Below are 24,861 nucleotides of genomic sequence, written 5' to 3' on the forward strand. Positions count from 1 at the left end.
ATAGAGGCCAACGCAAAGTCACAAACGGGGGAAATCGATGTCCGCAGTATGGGGCGTGCACATGCCCGAAAGCTTGGGCTTCGATGCAGTGGAACAGGGCTTTGTGGCAATTGGCTGGCCCGAGCTTGGCGATCTGCGCCAAATCGGTGCGAGCCGGGAGGCGGTGAAGGCGGCGGTGGCCGAGGCCTACCCTGACCTTAAGGAAGGCAGCATTCCGGTTACCGCCGGCGTCCTCTTCCGCTTTGTGCACGAAATCGAGGCCGGCGATGTCGTCATCTATCCATCAAAGCATGACCGCCAGGTCAACATCGGCCGCTTCACAGGCGAAATCGAGCATGTGCCTGTCGACGAAATGCCGAACCGGCGCAGGGTCGAATGGCTCGGTCACTTTCCACGCAGCGATTTCTCGCAATCCGCTCTTTATGAAATCGGATCGTTCCTGACGCTCTTTTCGGTGCGGACGCACGTGGCCGAGTTCCTTGCCAAGGTTGCTCTGGCTTCCCCGCGTCAAGCGGAGGCCGAAGAGGTCGCTTCGGCCGATGATGACAGCGTCACTGGAACGGTGTCGCGGCAAGCCGTCGAGACAACACAGGATTTCGTGGTTCGAAGACTGCACAATGGGTTGAGTGGTTTCGAATTCGAGCATTTCACGGCGCACCTTCTCGAATGCATGGGCTACACGGCACGCGTTTCCGAGAAGACCGGCGATGGCGGAGTGGATGTGATCGCCCATACCGACGAGCTCGGTTTCGAACCTCCGATCATAAAGGTCCAATGCAAGCGACGCACCGATCAGATTGGCGAGCCTGAAGTCAGCCAGTTGCTCGGCACATTAGGCGAAGGGGAGTGCGCGCTATTCGTCACGCTTGGCTCATATAGCCGGGCCGCGCGGGCATTGGAACGCAACCGACCCAAACTCCGGCTGATAGACGGCGAGCAACTCGTCCGACTGTTCATGGAGAACTACGCCAAGTTTTCGGCCCGATATCGAACCCTTATTCCGCTCAGGCAGGCCTATATTCCCGATGTTGTGGCGGAGGAATAAGGGGCGAAGTCACAGTCTTAGCGAGTGGGGCAAACTGTGGGGCACGCCCGTATTACAATCCCATAACCATTTCAAAAAACGGGTGAACTCGGCGAGCAATGGCGGAGAGGGAGGGATTCGAACCCCCGATAGAGTTGCCCCTATACCGCATTTCGAGTGCGGCGCTTTCAACCACTCAGCCACCTCTCCGCACGCGGTGCCGCGCTCTCTAGCGCCAAGGACGGGCGAAAACAAGACCGCTCAGGGCCATTGTTGGCCGCCGGCGCTTGACTTTTCGCCGCCCGCCGATCATAGGAACGGCCAGCGTGGCGCGGGCATTCCGCGCCGCTGTGTTTTGGTGCGGCGCGGGTCGCGGTTGCGCGAACCGACTACGCCCGCCAGATAGGAACAGCGGCCCGGCCGGACAAGCGGCGGGCCCCGCCAATGGAACGACAGAACGACAACCGGAACGACTGAACAAGAAGACGGCCGGCGTGCCGGGCGCTCCGCAGGATCGGGGCGGCGATCGCGCCAGAGCCGGGCCGAACACGAAAGGAAAAAACGATGTTCGCAGTCATCAAGACCGGTGGCAAGCAGTATCGCGTCGCCACCGACGATGTGCTCACCCTCGAAAAGCTCGACGGCGATGCCGGCGAGATGGTCGAGTTCAATGAAGTGCTCGCCGTGGGCGACGGTGACGACGTCACCATCGGCAGCCCGCGCGTCGACGGCGCCATGGTGACCGCCGAGGTGGTCACCCAGGGGCGCGGCAAGAAGGTGATCGCCTTCAAGAAGCGCCGCCGGCAGAATTCGCGCCGCAAGCGCGGCCACCGGCAGTACCTGACCACGGTGCGCATCTCCGAGATTCTCACCGGCGGCGCCAAGCCGTCCGGGAAGCCGGCAGCCAGGAAGGCTGCAGCGGCCGCCGACGCCGCGCCCGCCAAACCCGAGAAGGCCGAAAAGGCAAGCCCGGCCAAGGCACCCGCCAAGGACGACAAGGCACCCGCCAAGGACGATACGGCGACGTCGGCGTCCGATGCACCGCTGTTCACTGCCCCCGAGGGCGAGAAGGACAAGCTGACCGAGATCAAGGGCATCGGTCCGGTCGCCGAGCGCCAGCTCAACGAGCAGGGCATCACCACGTTTGCGCAGATCGCCGCGCTCAGCGCCGACGACATTGCCCGCATCGACGAGGCGATGCCGTTCAGCGCCGCGCAGATCGAGGACTGGCAGGCTCAGGCCAAGCAGATGGCCGGCTGACCGGCCCGCTCCGAAGGTGCGCTGCACAACAGCTTCGCCCTTGAACCCCCCGCCGGAAATGCCCATAAGGAGCATGTGCCGGTTCGGAAAAGAAGAAGAGCCGTTCGCGGCAGGAGATTGAAGACATGGCACACAAGAAAGCTGGTGGATCGTCGCGCAACGGTCGCGATTCGGAGTCCAAACGTCTTGGCGTGAAGAAATTCGGCGGCCAGTCGGTGACCGCAGGCAACATTATCGTGCGCCAGCGCGGCACCAAATGGCACCCGGGCACCAATGTGGGCATCGGCAAGGACCATACCCTGTTCGCCCTCACCGACGGTGCCGTCGAGTTCAGCCGCAAGGCCAACGGCCGCACCTACGTATCGGTGATGGCGGCCGCCGACTGACCGGGCAGCCCAGGCACCCGGCGTTCCAACACCCGGGATTGCACCATTCGTGAACGGGGAGTTGGGACGCAACCAACTCCCCTTTTTGATTCGGACACGACCCATGATCAGTACCGCAAACAAGCCAGACGCCTTTCGGCCCGATCGGCGGTCCTTTTCGCTGAATACGCCGGTGCTCACCACCGAGCGTCTGGTTCTGCGCATGCCGGTGCTCGACGATGCGGACGAACTGGCGGTGATCGCCAACAGCCGCGACATCGCGGAAATGACCGCGCGCATGCCGCATCCCTATACGCGCGCGGACGCGGTCAAATACATCAACGCCGTCCATGACGGCCGGGTCGAGGGCTATGTCTATGCGGTCACGATCGCCGAGACCGGCCGCCTGATCGGCATGTGCGCGGTGACCAACCGGCCGCCCTCGGGCGATCTGGAAGTCGGCTACTGGCTCGGCCGCGCCTGGTGGGGCCAGGGTTATGCATCCGAAGCGGCAAGCGCCGTGGTCGATCTCGCCTTCCGGGTAACCGGCACAAACGTCATCTATGCCGGCTCGCGGACGGTCAATCCGCGCTCGCGCCAGGTGCTGATCAAGCAGGGCTTCGAGTTCACCGGCCTTGACGAGATCGACACGATCGCCGCCGGGCGCGTCGCCATCGAGCGCTATCGGCTGAGCCGGGAAAACTGGCTGGCCCGCAAGGTCGAAACCGGCTGAACGGGCCTCGTCGCCCGCTTCAGCCGGCGATCTCGATCCACACGGGCATATGGTCGGAGCCTTCGGCATCGCGATCGATGCGCACGCCGGAGACCCGCTCGGCCAGCGCCCGGTTGCAGAAGGCATAGTCGAGCCGCTGCTTGGCCGCCGCCGGCTGATCGTACATCGGCCGCCAGCTCCAGCCCGGGTCGGCGGCGGTCGCATCGACCACCGATCCGTCCTCGACCATGAAGCCGTACTCGTCCGAATCCGGTTCGCAGTTGAAGTCACCCATCAGCACGAAATCGCCGCGATCGTCCACCTCCGGCAGCCCGTAGACATGCGCGCCGGTGATCGCGCCCCCCGTCTGCGCGTAGTGGTCGGCGATCGCCCTGACGGCACGGACCTGGGCCATGCGCTCGCGCGCATCGACATGGTCGAGATGGATCGAATGAAACCGGATCGGCCCGACCGGCGTGTCGATCAGCGCCTCGAGCGCCCCGCGCTGCAGGTTCAGCTTGTCCTTGCGCCAGGTTCGGGGCAGCAGGTGGCCCCGGACCGCTCTCAGCGGCCAGCGCGCCAGCACCATGTTGCCGAACTGGAACCGGCGGTTCACCGCGCGCCCGTCTTCCATGGCGCTCCCCGCATCGACATCGGCCGCCGGATGGTAGCTGGAGAAATGCTCCGGCAGGCGCTCGGCGATGGCGGCCGCCATGTCGATGGCGCCGGTCTTGGGGTGGCCGCGCGTGACCTCCTGCAGGCAGATCACGTCGGCCGCGCGCACCGCGGCCACGATCCGGTCGAGGTCGAAGCCACCGTCGAGTCCGATGCCGTACTGGATGTTGTAGCTGACTGCGCTGATCGTCATGGCATCCCCGTTGCCCGTTCGATAACACTCGCAAGAGCCGGTCCGATCGGCTACAGACTGCCGTCCGTGGCCGGCTCCCGCCCGACCCGCCGACCCATACAGCGGCAAGCGTGACACTGCGATGAAATTCCTCGACCAGGCCAAGGTTTACATCCGATCGGGCGACGGCGGCGCCGGAGCGGTATCGTTCCGTCGCGAGAAGTATATCGAGTTCGGCGGCCCGGACGGCGGCGACGGCGGTTGTGGCGGCGATGTCTGGGTGGAAGCGGTCGAAGGGCTGAACACGCTGATCGACTACCGCTACAAGCAGCATTTCAAGGCCAAGACCGGCGCGCACGGCATGGGCAAGAACCGCACCGGTGCCGGCGCGCCCGACATGGTGCTGAAGGTTCCGGCCGGGACGCAGGTTCTGGAAGAGGACAACGAGACGCTGATCTGCGATCTCGTCGCGGTGGGGGACCGCCACCTTCTGGCGCGGGGCGGCAATGGCGGCTTCGGCAACGCCCATTTCAGGTCCTCGACCAATCAGGCGCCGCGCCGGGCGAACCCCGGCCAGGAAGGGCAGGAACGCTGGATCTGGCTCAGGCTCAAGCTGATCGCCGACGCCGGCATCATCGGCCTGCCCAATGCCGGCAAGTCCACCTTCCTTGCCTCCGTGACGGCGGCCAAGCCGAAGATCGCCGACTATCCGTTCACCACGCTGCATCCCAATCTGGGCGTCGTGCGCATCGATGCACGCGAATTCGTGATGGCCGACATTCCGGGCCTGATCGAGGGCGCCTCGAGCGGCGCCGGTATCGGCGACCGGTTCCTGGGCCATATCGAGCGCACCCGCGTGCTGCTGCACCTGATCTCGGCGCGCGAGGACGATGTGGAAGCGGCCTATCGTACCGTGCGCGACGAACTGGAGGCCTATGGCCACGGCCTTGCCGAAAAGCCCCAGGTGCTGGCGCTGTCACAGATCGACCTTGCCGACGAGGCGATGCGTGTCGAAAAGGCCGCCCGGCTCAAGACCGTCAGCGGCCGCGATCCGCTGCTGTTGTCCTCCGCCACCCGCGAGGGCGTCGAGGAGACGCTGCGCGCGCTGATGGCGGTGATCGAGCAGGCAAGGGACACCGATCGCAAGGCCGAGGAGCAGGCCGAGCCCTGGCAGCCGCTCGACGGGGAGCACTGAGCCGTGAGCCTTGCCGCCCACAAGCGCATCACCGTCAAGATCGGTTCGGCCCTGCTCGTCGACCGCGTGCATGGCCTGCGCGCCGGCTGGCTCGACAGCCTGTGCGACGATCTGGCGAGCCTGGCCGCCAAGGGCCACGACATCCTCGTCGTCTCGTCGGGGGCGATCGCGCTCGGACGGACGATCCTGTCGCTGGCGCGCGGACCGCTCAAGCTGGAGGAGAGCCAGGCGGCGGCGGCGACCGGCCAGATCGCCCTCGCCCATGCCTGGAACGCCTCGCTCGCCCGTCACGCGATCACCACCGGCCAGGTGCTCGTCACCCTCGACGACACCGAAACGCGACGCCGCTACCTGAACGCGCGCGCGACGATCGGCGCGCTCCTGAAGTTCGGCGCCATTCCCGTGATCAACGAGAACGACACGGTGGCGACCAGCGAGATCCGCTATGGCGACAATGACCGGCTCGCCGCGCGCGTCGCCGTGATGATGAATTCGGACCTTCTGGTCCTCCTGTCGGACGTCGATGGTCTCTATTCGGCCCCGCCCTCGCAGGACCCGGAAGCCGAGCACATCGCGCACGTCGCCGCCATCACGCCGGAGATCATGGCCATGGCCGGCGACTCCGCATCCGAAACGGCGCGCGGCGGCATGCGCACCAAGATCGAGGCCGGGCGGATCGCGACCAGCGCCGGCACCGCCATGGTGATCACGCGCGGCACGCTGAACCATCCGCTCACGGCGCTCGAAGAGGGCGCGCGCGCCACCTGGTTCGCGCCCTCGCCAGCGCCCGTCTCCGCCCGCAAGGGCTGGATCGTCGGCAAGCTCGAGCCGCGCGGCCGGCTGACCGTCGATGCCGGGGCGCTCAGGGCGCTCCGGCAGGGCAAGTCGCTGCTGCCGGCGGGCGTGCGCCGGGTGGAGGGCGATTTCGCCCGGGGCGACACCGTCGCCATCACGGTCGAGGGCGGCGACGAGGTGGCCCGCGGCCTTGCCGCCTACGATGCCGGCGAGGCGCGCGCCATCGCCGGCCGCAAGACCGACGAGATCGAGGCGATCCTCGGCCATGCGCCGCGCGCCGCCATGGTGCACCGCGACGATCTCGTCATGAACGCCAGCGCCTGATCGCGCCGTTGCCCTCGTTCGGGGCGCCATGTAAAAGACGGGCCTTGGAAAAGGGGATCGATCCCATGCTGACCCGCGCGGACAATGCCAACATCGACATCGCGGCCCTGATGGCCGACATGGGCGCGCGAGCGCGCGTCGCCGCCGCGCCACTGGCGATCGCCACCACCGGGCAGAAGAACGCCGCCCTGAACGCCATGGCCGACGCGCTGATGGACGGCCAGGCCGATATCCTCGCCGCCAACCGTTCCGACATGGAAGCGGGGCGCGAGGCGAACCTATCAAGCGCCTTTCTCGACCGGCTCGAACTGACGCCCGACCGCATCGCCGCCATGGCCGAGGGCGTCCGCGCGATCGCCGCGCTCGACGATCCGGTCGGCAGCGTCATCGCCGCCTGGGACCGGCCGAACGGGCTGCACATCGAGCGGGTGCGCACCCCGCTCGGCGTGATCGGCGTCATCTACGAGAGCCGGCCGAACGTGACGGCCGACGCGGGCGCGCTGTGCCTGAAGGCGGGCAACGCGGTGATCCTTCGCGGCGGCTCGGATTCGGTCCACTCCTCGCGCGCAATCCATGCCTGCCTTGTCGACGGTCTCGAAAAGGCGGGCCTTCCCGCCGACGCGATCCAGCTCGTCCCCGTCACCGACCGCGCCGCCGTCGGCGAAATGCTCAAGGGTCTTGGCGGATCGATCGACGTGATCGTGCCGCGCGGCGGGCGCGGCCTCGTCGAGCGCGTTCAGACCGATGCGCGCGTGCCGGTCTTCGCCCATCTCGAAGGGCTGTGCCACATCTATGTCGACGCGTCCGCCGATCGCGACATGGCCGTGAACATCGTCGTCAACTCGAAGATGCGCCGCACCGGCATCTGCGGCGCCGCCGAGACGCTGCTGGTCGACCGCAAGGCGGCGGGCACCATGCTGGCGCCGATCCTCGACGCGCTCGATGCGGCCGGCTGCGCGATCCGCGCCGATGCCCAGGTGCGCGCCGCGTGGCCGAAGGCCGAACCGGCGAGCGATGCGGACTGGACGACCGAATATCTCGACGCGATCATATCGGTCGCCCTCGTCGACGGGGTCGGCGGTGCGATCGACCATATCGCGCGCCATTCGTCCAACCACACCGAGGCCATCGTCGCCGAGGACGCGGGCGCCGTCGAACGGTTCATGGGCGAGATCGATTCGGCGATCCTTCTGCACAACGCCTCGACCCAGTTCGCCGACGGCGCAGAGTTCGGCATGGGCGCCGAGATCGGCATCGCCACCGGCAAGATGCATGCGCGCGGGCCGGTCGGCGTCGAGCAGCTCACCTCGTTCAACTACCGCGTTCGCGGGTCCGGCCAGACGCGGCCCTGACCATCAACTGACGCCGGCCCGGCGCGCAGGGGACAGCCACAGCCATGACGTTCGACCATGAAGGCGTGGACAGCGCGACCCTGCGCATGCCGCATGTCGAACCGGGCATGGCGGTCGGCCTGTTCGGCGGCACGTTCAACCCGCCCCATGACGGACACCTGCTGGTCGCAGAACTGGCGCTGCGACGCATGGCGCTCGACCAGGTCTGGTGGATGGTCACGCCCGGCAACCCGCTCAAGCGAAATGACGGGCTGCCGCCGCTCGCCGACCGGATCGCCTGGTGCGAGCGGATGAACGAGGACCCGCGCGTCAGGATCACCGCGTTCGAGGCGCGCTACAACGTGCAGTACACCGCGCAGACGCTGGCTCTGGTCAAGGCGCGCAATCCGGGCGTCCGCTTCGTCTGGATCATGGGCGCCGACAATCTGGCCACCTTCCACCACTGGCAGAACTGGCGCGGCATCGCCATGACGTTTCCGATCGCGGTGATCGACCGGCCGGGCTCGACGCTGTCGTTCCTGTCCTCGGTGATGGCCAAGACCTTCGCCCATGCCCGCATCGACGAGAGCGACGCGGCGCTTCTGGCGCATCTGCGGCCACCGGCCTGGACCTTCATCCACGGACCGCGTTCGCCGCTGTCCTCGACGGCGATCCGCGCCGGCACGCAGACCGCCCGCGGCGGCGATGTCGCGTCCGGTTAACGCAAGGTAAACCAACTTGTCTTGAAACTGTGAGGTGCCCGTGCCTATTTTGTGGGTGTGGGCGCCGAATCGTCCATATGTGTCCCGTGTTCATTGAAAGGAAGCTCTTGAGAACACAGACCCTGAAGAAGGCGGACACCATGCCTTCGCCCTCTGATCCCGACGGCCGCGCCGTTGCGGACCAGATCCTTCGGACCGTCCTGGCGAGCCTGGACGACTCCAAGGCCGAAAACACCGTCTCCCTCGACATCCAGGGCAAGTCACTGCTTGCCGACTACATGGTCATCACATCGGGCCGGTCGCACCGCCATGTCGGCGCGGTGGCCGATCACCTGTTGCGCGCGCTCAAGGATGCCGGGTTCGGCGCGGCACGCGTCGAAGGCCAGGCAAGCGCCGACTGGGTGCTCATCGATACGGGCGACGTGATCGTGCACATCTTCCGTCCCGAGGTGCGTGACTTCTACGCGCTCGAGAAGATGTGGGCCGAGGACAACCAGGCGGAGGCGGACACGCTGCACTGAGCAGCCGTCCGCGCGCCGCAGCCATTTCGCCATGCAGCTGATCGTGTTCGCCGTCGGCCGCATGAAGAAGGGCCCTGAGCGTGAACTGACCGGCCGCTACGCCGACCGGCTGGACAAGGCCGGCCCCGCCGTCGGCCTGACCTGGGGCGGCGTCACCGAGATCGCCGAAAGCCGCGCCGCCACCGGGGAGCAGCGCAAGACCGAGGAAGCCGGGCCGTGCCTGGCGCTCGGCGCCGAACGCGGAACCGCGTTGATCGCGCTCGACGAGACCGGCAAGTCACTGACATCGAACGATTTCGCAACGCGCCTGTCGGACATGCGTGATCACGGCACGCGCCGTCTGGTGTTGGCGATCGGCGGTCCCGACGGCCATGCGCCGGCCGTGCGCGATCGCGCCGATCTGACGCTCTCGCTCGGCCGCATGACATGGCCGCACCAGATCGTCCGCATTCTTCTTGCCGAGCAGCTCTACCGCGCCGTCACCATCCTCTCCGGCCATCCCTATCATCGAAGCTGACGCGGGCGATTCACATCCGCCGCGAAGCGGTCTAGATTCGCCCTCAGACAGGCAAATCACGCGCCCGAAAGGCAACCGATGGCCGAAACCTTCCCCGCCGCCGGCATGGAGATGACGCACATTCTCGTCGTCGGCGACATCGACGCATCGCGCAGCTTCTATCGCGATGTGCTCGGCGCCGAGGTTGTCCGCGAGTATGGCGGCACGTCCGTCGTACTGCGTTTCGCCGAAAGCTGGCTCCTTCTGGTCACCGGCGGCGCGCCCACGGACGACAAGCCGGACGTGACGATGGCGCCGCCGGCCGACGCGAACACCGTCGCTCATGCCATGACCATCCGCGTTCCGGATTGCCGCGCCGCCTACGAGACACTGTCGGCGCGCGGCGCCCGTTTCCTCACCCCGCCCCGTGACCGGGGCATGGAAGTGCGCTGCTTCTTCCGCGATCCGGACGGCCACCTGTTCGAGATCAGCGAGGCGGTCGGGCAATCGTGACGGCAGGGGTTCGCATACCTCCCGGTCGGCGTGCCTCTCCGGCCTTCCGCGCGCGGCTTCGGGCCGTGTCCCTTGGCGCCTTGCTTGCCGTGGGACCGGTGGTCGGTCACGCCCAGCCTGTCGGCGCGCCGGACAGCGATGTCGTGACGGCCGACATGGAAGCGCGCCTTGGCCGGTCCGTCGAGGAACTGGACGCGATCCTGCGCGAGCGCGGCGTCGCCGACGAGCGGGCCGCCGAACTGGCCCGCGAGATCGAGGCGATCCGTTCCGACCGGGCCGACATCACCACCGCGCTGATCGCGGCGGCCAAGACCGAGCGCAAGCTCGGGCTCGATATCCTGGCGCTCGAAGACGAACTGGAGAGCCTTGAGGCGCAGGCCGAGGATCTGCACGTCAGCCTTTGGGAACGGCGCGCGCTTCTGGCCGAGGTGCTTGCGGCGCTTCAGCGCATGGGGCTGAACCCGCCGCCGGCGATCCTGGTCACCCCTGACGACGCGCTCGCCTCGGTGCGCAGTTCCATCCTGCTGGGCGCGGTGGTGCCCGAGATGCGCGACCAGACCGCGCGGCTGGCGGACGACCTGACCGAACTCGCCCGGCTGACCGGCTCGATCGAGGAAGAACGCACGCGGCTGGAAACGGCGCGGGCGGCCCAGGCCGACGAACAGGCGCGGCTGACCGTGCTGGTCGAGGAAAAGCGTGCGCTCGAACGTCGCACCGCCGAAGCGCTCGCCGAACAGGAACAGCGCGCCGCCGCGCTCGCCGACCAGGCGCGCGATCTTCAGGCCCTGATCATGTCGCTCGAAGAGGACATCCAGTCCGCCCAGGAGGCGGCGGAACGGGCGCGGATCGAGGCCGAACAGGCCGAACGCCAAGCGCGCGAGGCGCGCATCGAGGCCGAGCGCCAGGCGCGCGAAAGCGAGGAGCGCGCCGCCCGGGAACGTCTCGAGGCGGCCCGCGAGGCCGAACGCGTGGCAAGGGAACGGCTCGAGGCGAGCCGGCAGCGTGCCGAGGAACTGGCCGAACGGCAGACGCGCATGGCCCCCTCCACCCCGTTCGCACAGCTGACCGGCGCGCTCGAGCGACCGGTGGCGGGCCGCACAATCACCGCATTTGGTGACGATGACGGTCTTGGCAGCCGGGCTCGCGGCGATACGTTGCAGACGACAGCTAACGCAATCGTGACGGCTCCGGCCGACGGATGGGTGCTTTATGCCGGCCCGTTTCGGGCTTATGGTAACCTTCTGATACTGGACGCAGGTGGCGGATACCATATGGTTTTGGCAGGCATGGACCGGATCGAGGTTTCCCAGGGCCAGTTCGTGGCCGCGGGCGAGCCGGTCGGCATCATGGGCTCGATCCGCCTTGCCGGCGTAACGGCGGCGGCCGCTGAAAATGACAGTCCGACGCTCTATGTTGAGTTCAGGAAGAATGGCAACCCGGTCGACCCCTCCCCCTGGTGGGAACGGACCGGCGCAGGAAGGACATGACCAAGATGTTTCGCAGAGCTAGCCTTTTGTTCGCCGGCGCGCTGGTCGGCGCCGCCTCGACGCTTCTGGTCGCCGGTCAGCCGCTCATGCCGGCGAATGCGGCGGGAACCGAGACCTATCGCCAACTGGCGATCTTCGGTGACATCTTCGAGCGCGTGCGCGCCAATTACGTCGAGGAACCCGACGAGAAGGAACTCGTCGAGAGCGCCATCAACGGCATGCTCACCTCCCTCGATCCGCATTCGTCGTTCCTCAACGCCGAGGACGCCGAGGACATGCGCACCCAGACGCGCGGCGAGTTCGGCGGCCTGGGCATCGAGGTCACCATGGAAGACGAACTCGTCAAGGTGATCACGCCCATGTACGGCACCCCGGCCGAGGACGCCGGCGTGCTGGCCGGCGACCTGATCTCGCGCATCGACGGCGAGGAAGTGCGCGGCCTGACGCTTCAGGAAGCGGTCGAGAAGATGCGCGGGCCCGTCAACACGCCCATCGACCTGACCATCCTGCGCGAGGGCGTCGACGAGCCGCTCGAGATCACCATCATCCGCGACATCATCAAGCTGCAGGCGGTGAAGTTCCGCGCCGAAGGCGATATCGGCTACATGCGGGTCATCTCCTTCACCGAGCAGACCTATGACGATCTGCGCGACGGGCTCGAGCAGATCACCGAGGAAATCGGCGAGGACAACCTGCAGGGTCTAGTTCTCGATCTGCGGCTCAACCCGGGCGGTCTTCTCGATCAGGCGATCAACATCTCCGACGCCTTCATGGACAAGGGTCTGATCGTCTCCACCCGCGGCCGCGACGATCGCGACAGCCGGCGCTTCTCGGCTCGTGGCGGCGACCTGCTCGACGGCAAGCCGATCGTCGTGCTGATCAATGGCGGCTCCGCATCGGCCTCCGAGATCGTCGCCGGCGCCCTTCAGGATCACCGGCGCGCGACCGTCGTCGGCACCCAGTCCTTCGGCAAGGGGTCGGTGCAGACCATCATCCCGCTTGGCGAGGCCGGCGCGCTGCGTCTGACCACGGCGCTCTACTACACGCCGTCGGGCAACTCGATCCAGGGCACCGGCATCACGCCGGACATCGAGGTCCAGCAGACGCTGCCCGAGGAACTGCAGGGACGCGAGGACGAACTGGCACGCGGCGAATCGGATCTTCGCGGCCACATCCAGGGCGAGGCCGAGGACGAGAACGGCTCGGGCTCCATCGCCTACGTTCCGCAGGAGGCCGAAGAGGACGACCAGCTTCAGTACGCGCTGTCGCTGCTGCGCGGCGAGGTCGCCCATGCCGCCTTCCCGGCCGATCCGTCCAAGGCGCTGCCGAACTGATCGGCGGCCGCCATTGCCAAACGCGCCATGGCGCATAATCATCGGGGCCACCGCCGAGCGGTGGCCCTTTTGATTCGCCCGGCCGGATCCCGGAACCTCGCATGACCGACCTTCACGCGCCCTTGGGCCGCGACAAGCCAGCACCGAAGCGGCCCCGCGAGCGGGGTCCCCGGCGTGGCGCACGGTCGACGCGCTTCGGCCTCGTCGCGGCCGCCGTCCTGCTGCTCATCGCGGCCGGGGGTAATCTGGCGGTGCTTCTCGCCGGTGATCCGGCCCCGCAGACGGCGCTGCTGCGACTGCCCGAACCGGAACCGACGGCGCCGGACACCGAGGTGACGACGGGCGCCGTGGCACGAAATACTGCGCGGCAGGAGACCGGCGGCGATCGGGCGGCAGTCGGCGGCAGCAACACCGTGAACCGGACCCCGGACCTGCCGCTGCCCACCTTCGACGATGGCGGAGACCAGGTTTCGCCCGGCGGACCGAAGATCATCACCGTGCGCGATCCGGCCGCCGCCAACATCGGCCAGCCGCTGCAGGTGGCGCACCTGCCCGAGGACGCCGCGCTCGAGGACAGTGCGTTCGGGCCGTTGCCGGTGCGAACCGAGGACGGTCGCCAGCCGATGGAGATCTACGCGCGGCCATGGTCGGGCACGAGGGGCAAGCGCATCGCCATCGTCATCGGCGGCCTTGGCCTGTCGCAGACCGGCAGCCACCGCGCCATCGAAGCGCTGCCGCCCGAGATCACCCTCGCCTTCGCGCCGACAGGAAACTCGCTGCAGCGCTGGATGCGTGAAGCCCGCAAGAAGGGCCACGAACTGCTCGTGCAGGTGCCGATGGAGCCGCACGGCTATCCGGACGTCAATCCCGGCCCGCGCACGCTGCGCCTGGCCTCGTCGGCCGAGACGAACCTGGAAAACCTTCACTGGGCGCTCGGCCGGCTGACCAACTACACCGGCGTGATGAACTATATGGGCGCCCGTTTCGCCGCCAGCGAAGACGCGATGGCGCCGGTTCTGGGCGACCTCGCCTACCGCGGCCTCCTGTTCTTCAACGACGGCGCCGCCGGGACCGACATGCTCGCCGACGTGGCCCGCCAGCGCGGTGTGCCCTATCTGCAGGCCGACATCGTCATCGACGCCTCGCGCGATCGCGCCGACATCGAGGCCCGGCTGAAGGCACTCGAGGAACTGGCGTCCGCGCGCGGCTATGCGGTCGGCAGCGGCTCGGCGCTGGAACTGACCGTCGGCACCGTCGCGGACTGGGCCAACGATGCCAAGAAGCGCGGCTTCGAACTGGTCGGCGTCGCGTCCCTTGCCAGCGAGAACCGGTGATCGATGGCGTCACGAACCCGTCCCGTGCCGGCCGAGACCCTGCCCTACCGGCCCTGCGCCGGCATGATGGTGCTCAATCGGGACGGGCTGGTCTGGATCGGCCGGCGCATGAAGGAAGGCAACACCGAATATTCGGGCGCGCCGCTGCTCTGGCAGATGCCGCAGGGCGGCATCGATCCCGGCGAGGATCCGCTACCGGCCGCGCGCCGCGAACTGTTCGAGGAGACCGGCATCGAGACCGTCGAACTGATCGAGCGGGCACCGCGCGTGATCCGCTACGACCTGCCGGCGCACATGATGGGCATCGGCCTGAAGGGCAGGTATCGCGGCCAAGAACAGCACTGGTTCGCGTTCCGCTTCCTTGGCGACGAGAGCGAGATCCGCATCAACCCGCCGCCGGACGGCCACAAGCCGGAGTTCGACGCCTGGAAATGGACCGACATGGCAACGCTCGCCGACAACATCGTCGACTTCAAGCGCGATGCCTACCGGCAGGTGGTGACCATGTTCGGCCACCTTGCGGGCACGCGGGCCTGAACAAGGCGCCCGCGTCGCGCGCCATCCGCGCCTGCCTTTGCTTGATTGTCATCGGACGTGGCTACATGATGGGCCATGATCATCAACAAGACCGTCTTCCGCCCGTCGACGCCCGAAGACCGTATCGCCGTGCGCGCGGTGCACCGGCGCGCCTTCGGCCGGGACGCCGAGGCCGATCTGGCGATCGCGTTGGTCGAGAGCGAGACGGTCACCATCGATCTCGTTGCAAAGATCGACGCCATGGTGGTCGGCCATGTCGTCCTTTCGGAACTGACCGGGCCGGACCGCGCACTGGGACTCGGACCGCTTGCGGTCGACCCCGAGTGGCGCGACTTCAAGATCGGAACCGAACTGGTTCGCCGCGCGCTCGAACATGCCCGCCGCGACGGCTGGCGCAGCGCGTTCGTTCTCGGCGATCCGGTCTATTACGGCCGGTTCGGTTTCAAGCGCGCGCTCGCCGAACCGGTGCAGTGCGCCTATCAGGGCCCCTATCTGCAGGCGCTCGAACTCGCGCCCGGCGGGCTCGGCGGATATCGCGGGTCGATGGCCTACCCGCCGCAATTCCACGCTGTCGACTGAAACGAAAAGAGCGGCCGGCGGCCGCTCCTGATCGATCGGATGACGGAAGACGCCGTCCTCAGGCGGGAAGGATCGCCCCCTGCAGCGTCGTCAGCTGATCGAGATAGGCCTGCGCCTTGCTGCGGCTGTCATCGTCCTTGGCATCGTCGAGGTCCTCGCGCGCGTCCTGGATGCGCTGCTCCAGATCGGAGCGGTCGATGTCCGAGACACGGACGGCCGACTCCGCGAGCACCGTGCAGGCTTCGGGCGTGACATCGACGAAGCCGCCGAACACCACATACTTGTCAGCCTGTCCGTCTGTCTGCTTGACCTCGGCAACGCCCGGCTGAAGCGTCGACATGGTCGGCGCATGGTTGGCGAGCACGGTGAAATAGCCGTCCGCGCCCGGCACCACCACCTCGGACACCTCGGTGGAGACGAGCAGTTGCTCGGGGGAAACCAGTTCGAATTGGAAGCCTTCGGCCATCGTCTCAATCAATCTCTTTGGCGAACGAGCCCACCACGCCCAGCGCGGCACCGATCAGCCCGCCGACGATCACGTTCATCGCCACGCTGTTGTCCGGGAAGATGCCGACGAACTCGTCGAGCGAGTTCGGCCCGATCAGGAACCCGACAAGCGCGCCGGCAAAGGCAAGCTGGGCAATCAGGTTGATGTTCATCGGCTCGTTCCTCCACGCCGGCCGCCCTCATCGGCGGCCGAACACGGTTCTAGCATCAGGCGGCCTCGGCCGCCAGCTTCTGCGCCTTCTCGACGGCTTCCTCGATCGTGCCGACCATGTAGAAGGCCGCTTCGGGCAGGTGATCGTATTCGCCCTCGACCAGGCCCTTGAAGCCCTTGATCGTGTCGGCGAGGTCGACCAGCTTGCCCGGCGAACCGGTGAACACTTCGGCCACGAAGAAGGGCTGCGACAGGAAGCGCTCGACCTTGCGGGCGCGGGCCACGGTCAGCTTGTCCTCTTCGGACAGTTCGTCCATGCCCAGGATCGCGATGATGTCCTGCAGCGACTTGTAGCGCTGCAACGTCGACTGCACCGCGCGCGCGACATCGTAATGCTCCTGTCCGACCACCTGCGGGTCGAGCATGCGCGAGGTGGAGTCGAGCGGGTCGACCGCCGGATAGATGCCCTTTTCCGAGATGGCGCGGTTGAGCACCGTGGTCGCGTCAAGGTGCGCGAACGAGGTCGCCGGCGCCGGGTCGGTCAGGTCGTCGGCGGGCACGTAGATCGCCTGCACCGAGGTGATCGAACCCTTGGTGGTCGTGGTGATCCGCTCCTGCAGCGCGCCCATGTCGGTCGCCAGCGTCGGCTGATAGCCGACGGCCGAGGGAATGCGGCCCAGGAGCGCCGACACTTCCGAGCCGGCCTGGGTGAAGCGGAAGATGTTGTCGACGAAGAACAGCACGTCCTGGCCCTGGTCGCGGAAATATTCGGCGATCGTCAGACCCGTCAGGCCGACGCGGGCGCGGGCGCCGGGCGGCTCGTTCATCTGGCCGAAGACGAGAGCCGCCTTCGAGCCCTCGCCGCCGCCTTCCTTGTTGACGCCCGATTCGATGAACTCGTGGTAGAGGTCGTTGCCCTCGCGCGTGCGCTCGCCGACGCCGGCGAACACCGAATAGCCGCCGTGCGCTTTGGCGACGTTGTTGATCAACTCCTGGATGAGCACCGTCTTGCCGACGCCGGCGCCGCCGAACAGGCCGATCTTGCCGCCCTTGGCGTAGGGCGCCAGAAGGTCGAGCACCTTGATGCCGGTGACCAGGATTTCGGATTCGGTCGACTGGTCGATATATTCGGGCGCCGGCTGGTGGATGCCGCGGATTTCCTCGCCCTTGACCTCGCCGGCCTCGTCGATCGGCTCGCCGACGACGTTGATGATGCGGCCCAGAAGCTGCGGGCCGACCGGCACCGAGATCGGCTTGCCCGTGTCGGTCACCGCTTGGCCGCGCACAAGACCCTCGGTGCCGTCCATGGCGATGCAGCGGACGATGTTCTCGCCCAGATGCTGCGCCACCTCGAGCACCAGCCGCTGGCCCATATTGTCGGTTTCCAGCGCGTTGAAGATTTCCGGCAGCGCATCGTCGAACTTGACGTCCACGACCGCGCCGATGACCTGTTCGATCTTGCCGACCGCGCCTTCGGCCGCTTTCTTGGCTGCTGCTTTTGCCATCTGTCGGACCCTTCCTTCTAGAGCGCTTCGGCGCCCGAAATGATCTCAATGAGTTCCTTGGTGATCTGCGCCTGACGCTGGCGGTTGTAGTCCAGCGTCAGCTTGTCGATCATCTCGCCCGCATTGCGCGTGGCGTTGTCCATCGCCGTCATCCGCGCGCCCTGCTCGGACGCACCGTTCTCGAGCAGCGCACGGAAGATCTGAACCGAGATGTTGCGCGGCACCAGATCGGCGAGGATCGCGCCCGCATCGGGCTCGTAATCGTAGATCGCGTCGGTGCCCTCGGCGGAAGCTTCTTCCTGGCTCGAGGCGGGGATGATCTGCTGGCCGGTCGGCACCTGGCTGATCACCGACTTGAATTCGGAATAATAGAGCGTGGCGACGTCGAATTCGCCATCCTCGAACAGCTTGATCACCTTTTTGCCGATCGCGTCAGCATCCGCGAAGCCGACATTCTTGACCTCGCGCAGGTCGATGCGGTCGATGATCAGCGAGGCAAACTCGCGCTTGAGGATGTCAAAGCCCTTCTTGCCCACGCACAGGATCTTGACCTGTTTGCCCTCGTTCTGCAGCCGGCGCACATCCTCGCGCGTCTTCTTGGCGATCGAGGAGTTGAAGCCGCCGCAAAGTCCGCGCTCGGCGGTGCAGCAGATCAGCAGGTGCGTTTCGTCCTTGCCCGTGCCGGCCATCAGCGGCGGCGCTTCCTCGCAATCAACCGAAGCGGCGAGATTGGCCAGCACCACGCCCATGCGCTGCGAATAGGGACGCGCCGCCTCGGCCGCCTCCTGCGCGCGGCGCAGCTTGGCGGCGGCGACCATCTGCATCGCCTTGGTGATCTTCTGCGTCGCCTTGACGGAGGAGATCCGGTTGCGGAGATCCTTCAATGAAGGCATCGGTCAAACCCTTTCGAGTGCAGCGCCTTCGTTGCGTCAGCCAAAGCTCTTGGCAAACGCGTCGATCGCGGCCTTGAGCTTGTCCTCGATCTCGTCGGTGAGCTTCTGCTCGGTGCGGATGGCGTCGAGCACGTCCTTGCCTTCGCCGCGCATGTGCGTCAGCAGGCCCTGCTCGAACTCGCCGACCTTGTCGACCGGCAGCTTGTCCAGGTAACCCTTCACACCCGCATAGATCACCGCCACCTGCTCTTCGGTCTTCAGCGGAGAGAACTGCGGCTGCTTGAGCAACTCGGTCAGGCGCGCGCCGCGATTGAGCAGACGCTGCGTGGCCGCGTCGAGGTCCGAACCGAACTGGGCGAAGGCGGCCATCTCGCGATACTGGGCAAGCTCGCCCTTGATCGAACCGGCAACCTGTTTCATCGCCTTGATCTGTGCCGACGAACCGACGCGGCTCACCGAAAGGCCGACGTTCACGGCCGGACGGATGCCCTGGAAGAACAGGTCGGTCTCGAGGAAGATCTGTCCGTCGGTAATCGAGATCACGTTGGTGGGAATGAACGCGGAGACGTCGTTGCCCTGGGTCTCGATGATCGGCAGGGCGGTCAGCGAACCGGCGCCATTGTCCTCGTTCAGCTTGGCCGCGCGCTCCAGAAGCCGCGAGTGCAGGTAGAACACGTCGCCCGGATAGGCTTCGCGGCCCGGCGGGCGGCGAAGCAGCAGCGACATCTGGCGGTAGGCGACGGCCTGCTTGGACAGGTCGTCATAGCCGATCAGCGCATGCATGCCGTTGTCGCGGAAATATTCGCCCATCGCACAGCCGGCGAACGGCGCCAGGAACTGCAGCGGCGCCGATTCCGAGGCGGTCGCGGCGACGATGATCGAATAGTCGAGCGCGCCGCGCTCCTCGAGCACCTTGACGAACTGCGCCACGGTCGACCGCTTCTGGCCGACGGCGACGTAGACGCAATAGAGCTTTTCGTTTTCCGGGCCGTTGTCGTGGATCGGCTTCTGGTTGAGGAACGTGTCGAGCAGGATCGCGGTCTTGCCGGTCTGGCGGTCGCCGATGACCAGTTCGCGCTGACCGCGGCCGACCGGGATCAGCGCATCGATCGCCTTCAGGCCCGTCGACATCGGCTCGTGCACCGACTTGCGCGGAATGATGCCCGGCGCTTTCACGTCGACGCGGCGGCGCTCGGATGCGTTGATCGGGCCCTTGCCGTCGATCGGGTTGCCGAGCGGGTCGACGACGCGGCCGAGCAGTTCCTTGCCGACCGGTACGTCGACGATGGCGCCCGTACGCTTGACGGTGTCGCCTTCCTTGATGTCGCGGTCGGAGCCGAAGATCACCGCGCCGACATTGTCGCTCTCAAGGTTCAGCGCCATGCCGCGCACGCCGCCGGGGAATTCGACCATCTCGCCGGCCTGAACCTGGTCGAGACCGTAGATGCGGGCAATGCCGTCGCCGATCGACAGCACCTGTCCGATTTCGGAGACTTCGGCCTCTTCACCGAAATTCTTGATCTGGTCCTTGAGGATTGCGGAAATTTCCGCGGCACGGATGTCCATCAGCCGACCTCTTTGAGTGCAAGCTTGAGTGAGGAGAGTTTGGTTTTCAGCGACGTGTCGATCTGGCGCGAGCCCAGCTTGACGATCAGACCGCCCAGGATCGAAGGGTCGACCGTCACGGACAGCTTCACGTCCTTGCCGGCCACCTCTTTCAGCGTCGCCTTGAGCTGTTTTTCCTGCGTCGCGTTCAGTTCGGCGGCGCTCGTCACCTCGGCGGTCGCCTCGCCACGCTCGCGCGCGGCGATGTCGCGGAAGGCCCTGATCATCGCGGGCAGGGCGAAAAGACGCCGGTTGCCCGCGACCACGTGCATGAAGTTCGACGCGAGCGGTTCCATCTTAGCCTTGGCCAGGATCGCGTCCATGGCGGCGGCCTGCTCGTCGGCGGAAAAGACGGGGCTCTCGATCAGTCGCTTGAGCTCGGCGCTTTCGGAGATCAGCGTCTCGAAGTCACCCAGAGCCGCCTCGACCGCGTCCACCTTTCCGGCTTCGGCGGCAAGCTCGTGCAGCGAGCGGGCATAGCGATCGGCAACGGAGGAAGTCGGAGATAGGCTGGCCACCGCGCTGGAAATCCCTGTCTTTGGGCATGTGTCGCGCTGCCGCTGGAAGGCAAGTCAACACATTGAAGTGATTATGCTTTTTGTGGGCAGCCGGGAAAGCGGTCGTCCCCTCCGGCGGCCGGTTCAGCGCCGTCTAGCATAGCGCTTTTGGCGGTGCAAGGCGAACCGGTCACCCTTTTGTCGCAGGGCAAAAAGCGCCGTTGACCGGTTCAGCGCAGGTAACCGAGCCCATAGGCGAGCGGTGCGGCGGCAAGGGCGATTTCGAAGGCGAGCGAGCCCCAGTTGAAGCTCGTGTTGCCCCGGTCGGCGAAGATCGAAACGAACCGTCCGAGCGCGGTGAAGGCCCAGCCCGCGCCCAGCACCAGCCAGACGAAGGGCTGCTGGAACACGATCGCCCCGATCCCGACGCCCAGATAGAACCCGCTCATCGTCGCCCGGCTTTCCGACAGCGCCTCGGGCACGTCCGGGCGGGTCTGCAGGCGCAGGATCCGGTAGGTGGCGCGCGGGGCGAAGAAGCAGATCAGGCCGAAGACGATGGTGATGACCGCCGATGTCCAGGCGAGCCATTCGCCGGGCGTCTGCGGTGGAATGAGAGTGAGCATCAGGGAACCTTCTCGGAAGCGGAACGCGCGGCGAGCCGGCCGCGACGGGCGAGTTCACGCTCGCGCGCCATCAGATAGAGCCCGCTGGCGACGACGACCAGCATGCCGGTGATCGTCCAGCCGTCGGGAATGTCGGCGAACAGCAGGAAACCGATCAGCGTCATCCAGACCATCTGCGAATAGATGAACGGCGTGATCTTGGAGGCGTCGGCCAGCGCGCTGGCCCGAATCAGCGCCATGTGGCCGATCATCCCGGCAAATCCGGCGAGCACGAACGCGATCCAGTCCGACGGCCGGGCCGGCATCATCGCCTGATCGACGGCGAACGGAGCGAACGCGACCACGCCGAACAGGCACGAATAGAAGATCAGGCTCTCGGGCGTTTCGACCGCCGCGAGCTTCCGCGTCAGGATCAGATAGACCGAGTAGGCGATCATCGCGGTCAGGATGTAGACAGACGGCCAGTCGAAAACCGCCGTTCCCGGCCGCAGGACGATCAGAACCCCGACGAACCCGACGAGGATCGCCGCCCAGCGGCGCGGGCCTGCCCATTCGCCCAGCATCGGCCCGGCGAGCGCCGCCACGACGATCGGCGACGCGAGCAGCACGGAGACGGTCTCGGCAAGCTGCAGATATTGCAGCGCCAGGAAGTTGAAAGCGGTCATCGACGGCAGCAGCAGGCCCCTGAGAATCTGCAGGGCGGGCCGCTGCATGCTCCAAAGGCGCCGGTTCGACCAGCCGCGATAGACCGTGAACAGGACCACCGCCTGGATCGCAAAGCGCACCCAGACGACGAACAGCACCGCCTGCCCGCCCGTGACGAGCCATTTGGCGCTCGCGTCGAGCACCGAAAAGCAGAAGAAAGCGAACAGCGCGATGCCGATCGCGAGCGGCGGCATGGCCTGTTCGTAGGTGGTTGGCTTGGCGATGGACATCTGGCGCACGCGTTGGTCGCGGCAGCCATGGGGGAGACCGCCGCGCAAGTCAAAGGAAACGGCTTACAGAATACTCTGCGGGTCGACATCGACCGCCACGCGCACCGAGCCAAAACTCTCTGTGGGAGAAAGAACAAACCACGAATATCGTCTTGACCAGGAACGCGGGTTAGCCATAGTTCGACTCGATAGAAATCCGGCCGAAAGGAGTTCTCTCTTGGAAGCGTTTTTCTACACCCCGACCCGTGATGTCTGAGCATCACATCACTCAGGCTCATTAAAGGGACACGGACAAGCGGTGAATGAAAAGCCTCGGTCGTGATGGGTCGAGGTTCGCAGAATAGCAGGGCAGATGCCCTGAGGGATCTCGGCCCACCTCAGACGTGGCATACCTGAGACAACCCTCGCGTAGCGGATTGCGAATAAGCTGTGAGGCGGCAGAGCTGTGAGCCGCATCTGTTGTGGACGGACCCGGCGGCGTAATGCCAATGGCCACTCCTGAGCGGCAGGTGTTCATGGGAGCCTGCCGTCGCATCCACTCTTACAGAAAGCTCTGCGGGTCGACATCGACCGCAACGCGCACCGAGCCGCGCGGGTTCGGCGCGGCGGCGATCATGGCGCGCAGATAGGCCTGCATGTCGGCCCGCTCCGAGCCATGCACCAGCAGCCGGAACCGGTGCCGGCCGCGCACCAGCGCGAGCGGCGCCTCGGCCGGTCCCAGCACCATGATGTCGCCCGAGGCGGGCGCGGCGGCGCGCAGCGCCCGACCGTGCGCCTCCGCGCTCTGGCGGTCATTGGCCGACACGATGATCGCCGCCAGCCGGCCGAAGGGCGGCATCGCGCCACGTTTCCGCTCGGCGATCTGCGCGGCGTAGAAGGCTTCAAGGTCGCCGTCGGCGCAGGCTTTCAGAACCGGGTGCTCGGGCTGGTAGGTCTGGATCAGGCCATGGCTCTTGCGGCCGGTCCGCCCGGCCCGGCCCGTGACCTGCGACAGGAGCTGGAAGGTCCGCTCGGCCGCGCGCGGATCGCCATTGGCAAGGCCCAGATCGGCGTCGACCACGCCGACCAGCGTCAGCAGCGGAAAATTGTGGCCCTTGGCGACCAGTTGCGTGCCGATGATGATGTCCGCTTCGCCCTTGGCGATCGACTCCATCTCCAGCCTGAGCCGTTTGACGCCGCCGACCATGTCCGAGGACAGCACGATCACCCGCGCTTCGGGAAAGTGCGCCAGCGTTTCCTCGGCGATGCGCTCGATCCCCGGCCCGCAGGCGACCAGATGGTCGAACGTGCCGCATTGCGGACAGGCCTCGGGCACCGGCTCGTGATGGCCGCAATGGTGGCACTGGAGCTGGCCGCGAAACCGGTGCTCGACCAGCCAAGCCGAACAGTTCTCGCAGGCGAACCGGTGCCCGCAGGCCCGGCACAGCGTCAGCGGCGCGTAACCACGCCGGTTGAGGAACAGGAGCGACTGCTCGCCGCGCTGAAGCGTTTCGGCCATCGCCTCCAGCAGCACCGGGGACAGGAAACCGCCCCGCGCCGGCGGGCTCTTGCGCATGTCGACGAGCGCGACGTCCGGCAGCGCGGCATCGGCGAACCGCCGTGGCAGGCGCACATGCCGGTAACGCCCCTCGAGCGCATTGTGCCGGGTTTCCACCGACGGGGTCGCCGAGACCAGCACCGCAGGGCAATGGGCGAGCTTGGCGCGCACCACCGCCATGTCGCGGGCATTGTAGTAGACGCGATCCTCCTGCTTGTAGGCGGCGTCATGTTCCTCGTCGACGACGATCAGGCCGAGATCGGCGAACGGCAGAAACAGCGCCGAGCGCGCGCCCGCCACCACCCGGACCGACCCTTCAGCCACCTGCCGCCAGACCTTTTCGCGTGTCTTCGGCGGCAGGTCCGAATGCCAGGGCGCCGGCGGCGCGCCGAACCGCGCCTCGAACCGGTCGATGAAGCTTTGCGTCAACGCGATCTCCGGCAGCATGACCAGCACCTGCCGGCCCGCTTCGAGCGCCGCCGCGATCGCCTCGAAATAGACCTCGGTCTTGCCCGCGCCGGTCACCCCCTCGAGCAGCGTGACGGAGAACGCATGCGCGGCCACTTCGTCCGCGAGCGCCTTCGCCGCCTGCGCCTGCTCGCCTTGCAGATCCGGCGCCCCATAGGCCGGATCGGGCGCCGCGACGACCGGCTGCGGCGGCAGCGCGATCTCCTCGAACGCGCCGGCTTTCGTCAGCCCGTCGACGACCGACAGCGACACGCCCGCCGCATGCGCCAGGCCCGACCGCGTCCAGGCCATCGGGCTGCTCTCGCCGGCCAGCGCCAGCACGCGTTCGCGCGCCGCCGTCATCCTCTCGGGGCGCCGCTCGGTCAGCTGCAGCCCAGGGACCGGCGGTTCGGGCTCGAACGCGGCGGGCACGCGCAGCACCATGCGCGCCACCATGCCCGGCGCCGACAGCGTGTAGCGCGCCACCCAGCCGATGAACCGGCGCATGTCGCCGGTCAGTGGCGGACAGTCGAAGACGGCGGTGACGGGCCTGAGCTTTTTCGGATCGACCGCGGCGTCCTCGCCCGCCCCGTCCCAGACCACGCCCGGCACCTGGCGCGGCCCCAGCGGCACCTGCACGATCGTGCCGGGCCCGGCCTGCATGCCCTCGCCGAGCGCATAGGTATAGGGCTCGGGCGACGGGGTCGGCACCAGCACGGGAACGGTTTGCGTCGCGGTGGACGAATCGGCGGACATGGCCCGTGACCTTGCCGCCTGATTGCTCT

The 24,861-nt window shown here is 66.9% G+C and carries 26 protein-coding genes and 1 tRNA gene; 16 read left to right on the top strand and 11 right to left on the bottom strand.

Annotated elements, in window-relative coordinates; genetic code table 11:
- Nucleotides 1-37: 37 nt before the first annotated feature.
- Nucleotides 38-1,045, top strand: coding sequence for a restriction endonuclease (locus E0E05_RS16440; RefSeq protein WP_192900422.1), 1,008 nt, complete (start codon nucleotides 38-40; stop codon nucleotides 1,043-1,045).
- 99 nt (nucleotides 1,046-1,144) lie between these two features.
- On the opposite strand, the gene E0E05_RS16445 is transcribed toward E0E05_RS16440, so the two are convergent.
- A tRNA-Ser gene (locus E0E05_RS16445) sits at nucleotides 1,145-1,234 on the bottom strand.
- 354 nt (nucleotides 1,235-1,588) lie between these two features.
- Between E0E05_RS16445 and E0E05_RS16450 the strand changes: the two genes are divergently transcribed.
- From E0E05_RS16450 to E0E05_RS16460, 3 genes are all read left to right on the top strand, one after another.
- Nucleotides 1,589-2,284: a 50S ribosomal protein L21 gene (locus E0E05_RS16450; protein WP_131617676.1), complete on the top strand. Its 696-nt coding sequence runs from the start codon at nucleotides 1,589-1,591 to the stop codon at nucleotides 2,282-2,284.
- 125 nt (nucleotides 2,285-2,409) lie between these two features.
- Entirely contained in the window at nucleotides 2,410-2,670 is a 261-nt protein-coding gene (gene rpmA / locus E0E05_RS16455) for a 50S ribosomal protein L27 (RefSeq protein ID WP_131617677.1), read from the top strand.
- Nucleotides 2,671-2,773: 103 nt separating this feature from the next.
- A complete protein-coding gene (locus E0E05_RS16460) occupies nucleotides 2,774-3,382 on the top strand; it encodes a GNAT family N-acetyltransferase (RefSeq protein WP_039723259.1) in 609 nt (202 codons plus the stop codon).
- A gap of 19 nt (nucleotides 3,383-3,401) precedes the next feature.
- On the opposite strand, the gene E0E05_RS16465 is transcribed toward E0E05_RS16460, so the two are convergent.
- Nucleotides 3,402-4,229, bottom strand: a complete 828-nt coding sequence (locus E0E05_RS16465; RefSeq protein WP_244597822.1) for an endonuclease/exonuclease/phosphatase family protein — start codon at nucleotides 4,227-4,229, stop codon at nucleotides 3,402-3,404.
- A gap of 121 nt (nucleotides 4,230-4,350) precedes the next feature.
- Between E0E05_RS16465 and obgE the strand changes: the two genes are divergently transcribed.
- From obgE to E0E05_RS16525, 12 genes are all read left to right on the top strand, one after another.
- Entirely contained in the window at nucleotides 4,351-5,403 is a 1,053-nt protein-coding gene (gene obgE, locus E0E05_RS16470) for a GTPase ObgE (protein ID WP_131617678.1), read from the top strand.
- 3 nt (nucleotides 5,404-5,406) lie between these two features.
- Nucleotides 5,407-6,522, top strand: coding sequence for a glutamate 5-kinase (proB, locus tag E0E05_RS16475; protein WP_131617679.1), 1,116 nt, complete (start codon nucleotides 5,407-5,409; stop codon nucleotides 6,520-6,522).
- Between the two features lie 65 nt (nucleotides 6,523-6,587).
- The gene (locus E0E05_RS16480) at nucleotides 6,588-7,874 is read left to right on the top strand and encodes a glutamate-5-semialdehyde dehydrogenase (RefSeq protein ID WP_131617680.1); all 1,287 of its coding nucleotides are present in this window, start codon (nucleotides 6,588-6,590) and stop codon (nucleotides 7,872-7,874) included.
- Nucleotides 7,875-7,918: 44 nt separating this feature from the next.
- Nucleotides 7,919-8,575, top strand: a complete 657-nt coding sequence (locus tag E0E05_RS16485) for a nicotinate-nucleotide adenylyltransferase (RefSeq protein ID WP_244597824.1) — start codon at nucleotides 7,919-7,921, stop codon at nucleotides 8,573-8,575.
- Between the two features lie 140 nt (nucleotides 8,576-8,715).
- Nucleotides 8,716-9,096 (top strand): ribosome silencing factor, encoded by a 381-nt coding sequence (gene rsfS / locus E0E05_RS16490; protein WP_039723269.1) that lies wholly within the window; start codon nucleotides 8,716-8,718, stop codon nucleotides 9,094-9,096.
- Between the two features lie 31 nt (nucleotides 9,097-9,127).
- Nucleotides 9,128-9,613, top strand: a complete 486-nt coding sequence (rlmH, locus tag E0E05_RS16495) for a 23S rRNA (pseudouridine(1915)-N(3))-methyltransferase RlmH (protein WP_131617681.1) — start codon at nucleotides 9,128-9,130, stop codon at nucleotides 9,611-9,613.
- Between the two features lie 78 nt (nucleotides 9,614-9,691).
- Nucleotides 9,692-10,105 carry a VOC family protein gene (locus E0E05_RS16500; protein ID WP_131617682.1) on the top strand — a complete coding sequence of 138 codons (414 nt, stop codon included), beginning with the start codon at nucleotides 9,692-9,694 and terminating at the stop codon, nucleotides 10,103-10,105.
- A gap of 65 nt (nucleotides 10,106-10,170) precedes the next feature.
- Nucleotides 10,171-11,592 (top strand): murein hydrolase activator EnvC family protein, encoded by a 1,422-nt coding sequence (locus tag E0E05_RS16505; RefSeq protein WP_244597826.1) that lies wholly within the window; start codon nucleotides 10,171-10,173, stop codon nucleotides 11,590-11,592.
- 5 nt (nucleotides 11,593-11,597) lie between these two features.
- Nucleotides 11,598-12,926, top strand: a complete 1,329-nt coding sequence (locus E0E05_RS16510) for a S41 family peptidase (protein WP_131618107.1) — start codon at nucleotides 11,598-11,600, stop codon at nucleotides 12,924-12,926.
- A gap of 101 nt (nucleotides 12,927-13,027) precedes the next feature.
- On the top strand, nucleotides 13,028-14,260 hold the full coding sequence (locus E0E05_RS16515) for a divergent polysaccharide deacetylase family protein (protein ID WP_131617683.1): 1,233 nt from the start codon (nucleotides 13,028-13,030) through the stop codon (nucleotides 14,258-14,260).
- 3 nt (nucleotides 14,261-14,263) lie between these two features.
- Complete coding sequence (locus tag E0E05_RS16520) at nucleotides 14,264-14,797, top strand: RNA pyrophosphohydrolase (RefSeq protein ID WP_131617684.1); 534 nt, start codon at nucleotides 14,264-14,266, stop codon at nucleotides 14,795-14,797.
- 75 nt (nucleotides 14,798-14,872) lie between these two features.
- Entirely contained in the window at nucleotides 14,873-15,376 is a 504-nt protein-coding gene (locus tag E0E05_RS16525; protein WP_131617685.1) for a GNAT family N-acetyltransferase, read from the top strand.
- A gap of 58 nt (nucleotides 15,377-15,434) precedes the next feature.
- Here E0E05_RS16525 and E0E05_RS16530 read toward each other — a convergent pair whose 3' ends face one another.
- From E0E05_RS16530 to E0E05_RS16570, 9 genes are all read right to left on the bottom strand, one after another.
- The gene (locus E0E05_RS16530; RefSeq protein ID WP_131617686.1) at nucleotides 15,435-15,842 is read right to left on the bottom strand and encodes a F0F1 ATP synthase subunit epsilon; all 408 of its coding nucleotides are present in this window, start codon (nucleotides 15,840-15,842) and stop codon (nucleotides 15,435-15,437) included.
- Nucleotides 15,843-15,846: 4 nt separating this feature from the next.
- Complete coding sequence (locus E0E05_RS16535; protein ID WP_039723247.1) at nucleotides 15,847-16,035, bottom strand: hypothetical protein; 189 nt, start codon at nucleotides 16,033-16,035, stop codon at nucleotides 15,847-15,849.
- 55 nt (nucleotides 16,036-16,090) lie between these two features.
- A complete protein-coding gene (gene atpD / locus E0E05_RS16540) occupies nucleotides 16,091-17,539 on the bottom strand; it encodes a F0F1 ATP synthase subunit beta (RefSeq protein WP_131617687.1) in 1,449 nt (482 codons plus the stop codon).
- A 17-nt stretch (nucleotides 17,540-17,556) separates the two neighbouring features.
- Entirely contained in the window at nucleotides 17,557-18,432 is an 876-nt protein-coding gene (locus tag E0E05_RS16545) for a F0F1 ATP synthase subunit gamma (protein WP_131617688.1), read from the bottom strand.
- Nucleotides 18,433-18,468: 36 nt separating this feature from the next.
- Nucleotides 18,469-19,998 (bottom strand): F0F1 ATP synthase subunit alpha, encoded by a 1,530-nt coding sequence (gene atpA / locus E0E05_RS16550; RefSeq protein WP_131617689.1) that lies wholly within the window; start codon nucleotides 19,996-19,998, stop codon nucleotides 18,469-18,471.
- Nucleotides 19,998-20,555, bottom strand: coding sequence for a F0F1 ATP synthase subunit delta (locus E0E05_RS16555; RefSeq protein WP_131617691.1), 558 nt, complete (start codon nucleotides 20,553-20,555; stop codon nucleotides 19,998-20,000). Before E0E05_RS16555 ends, atpA begins: the two co-directional genes overlap by 1 nt.
- Before the next feature lie 209 nt (nucleotides 20,556-20,764).
- Nucleotides 20,765-21,157: an AGROH133_08824 family phage infection protein gene (locus E0E05_RS16560; RefSeq protein ID WP_131617692.1), complete on the bottom strand. Its 393-nt coding sequence runs from the start codon at nucleotides 21,155-21,157 to the stop codon at nucleotides 20,765-20,767.
- The gene (locus E0E05_RS16565) at nucleotides 21,157-22,092 is read right to left on the bottom strand and encodes a DMT family transporter (protein WP_131618108.1); all 936 of its coding nucleotides are present in this window, start codon (nucleotides 22,090-22,092) and stop codon (nucleotides 21,157-21,159) included. Before E0E05_RS16565 ends, E0E05_RS16560 begins: the two co-directional genes overlap by 1 nt.
- 541 nt (nucleotides 22,093-22,633) lie before the next feature.
- A complete protein-coding gene (locus E0E05_RS16570) occupies nucleotides 22,634-24,832 on the bottom strand; it encodes a primosomal protein N' (protein ID WP_131617694.1) in 2,199 nt (732 codons plus the stop codon).
- Between the last annotated feature and the right edge of the window lie 29 nt (nucleotides 24,833-24,861).

It is taken from the genome of Roseitalea porphyridii (assembly GCF_004331955.1).
In the GTDB taxonomy this organism is placed as follows: Bacteria; Pseudomonadota; Alphaproteobacteria; order Rhizobiales; family Rhizobiaceae; genus Roseitalea; species Roseitalea porphyridii.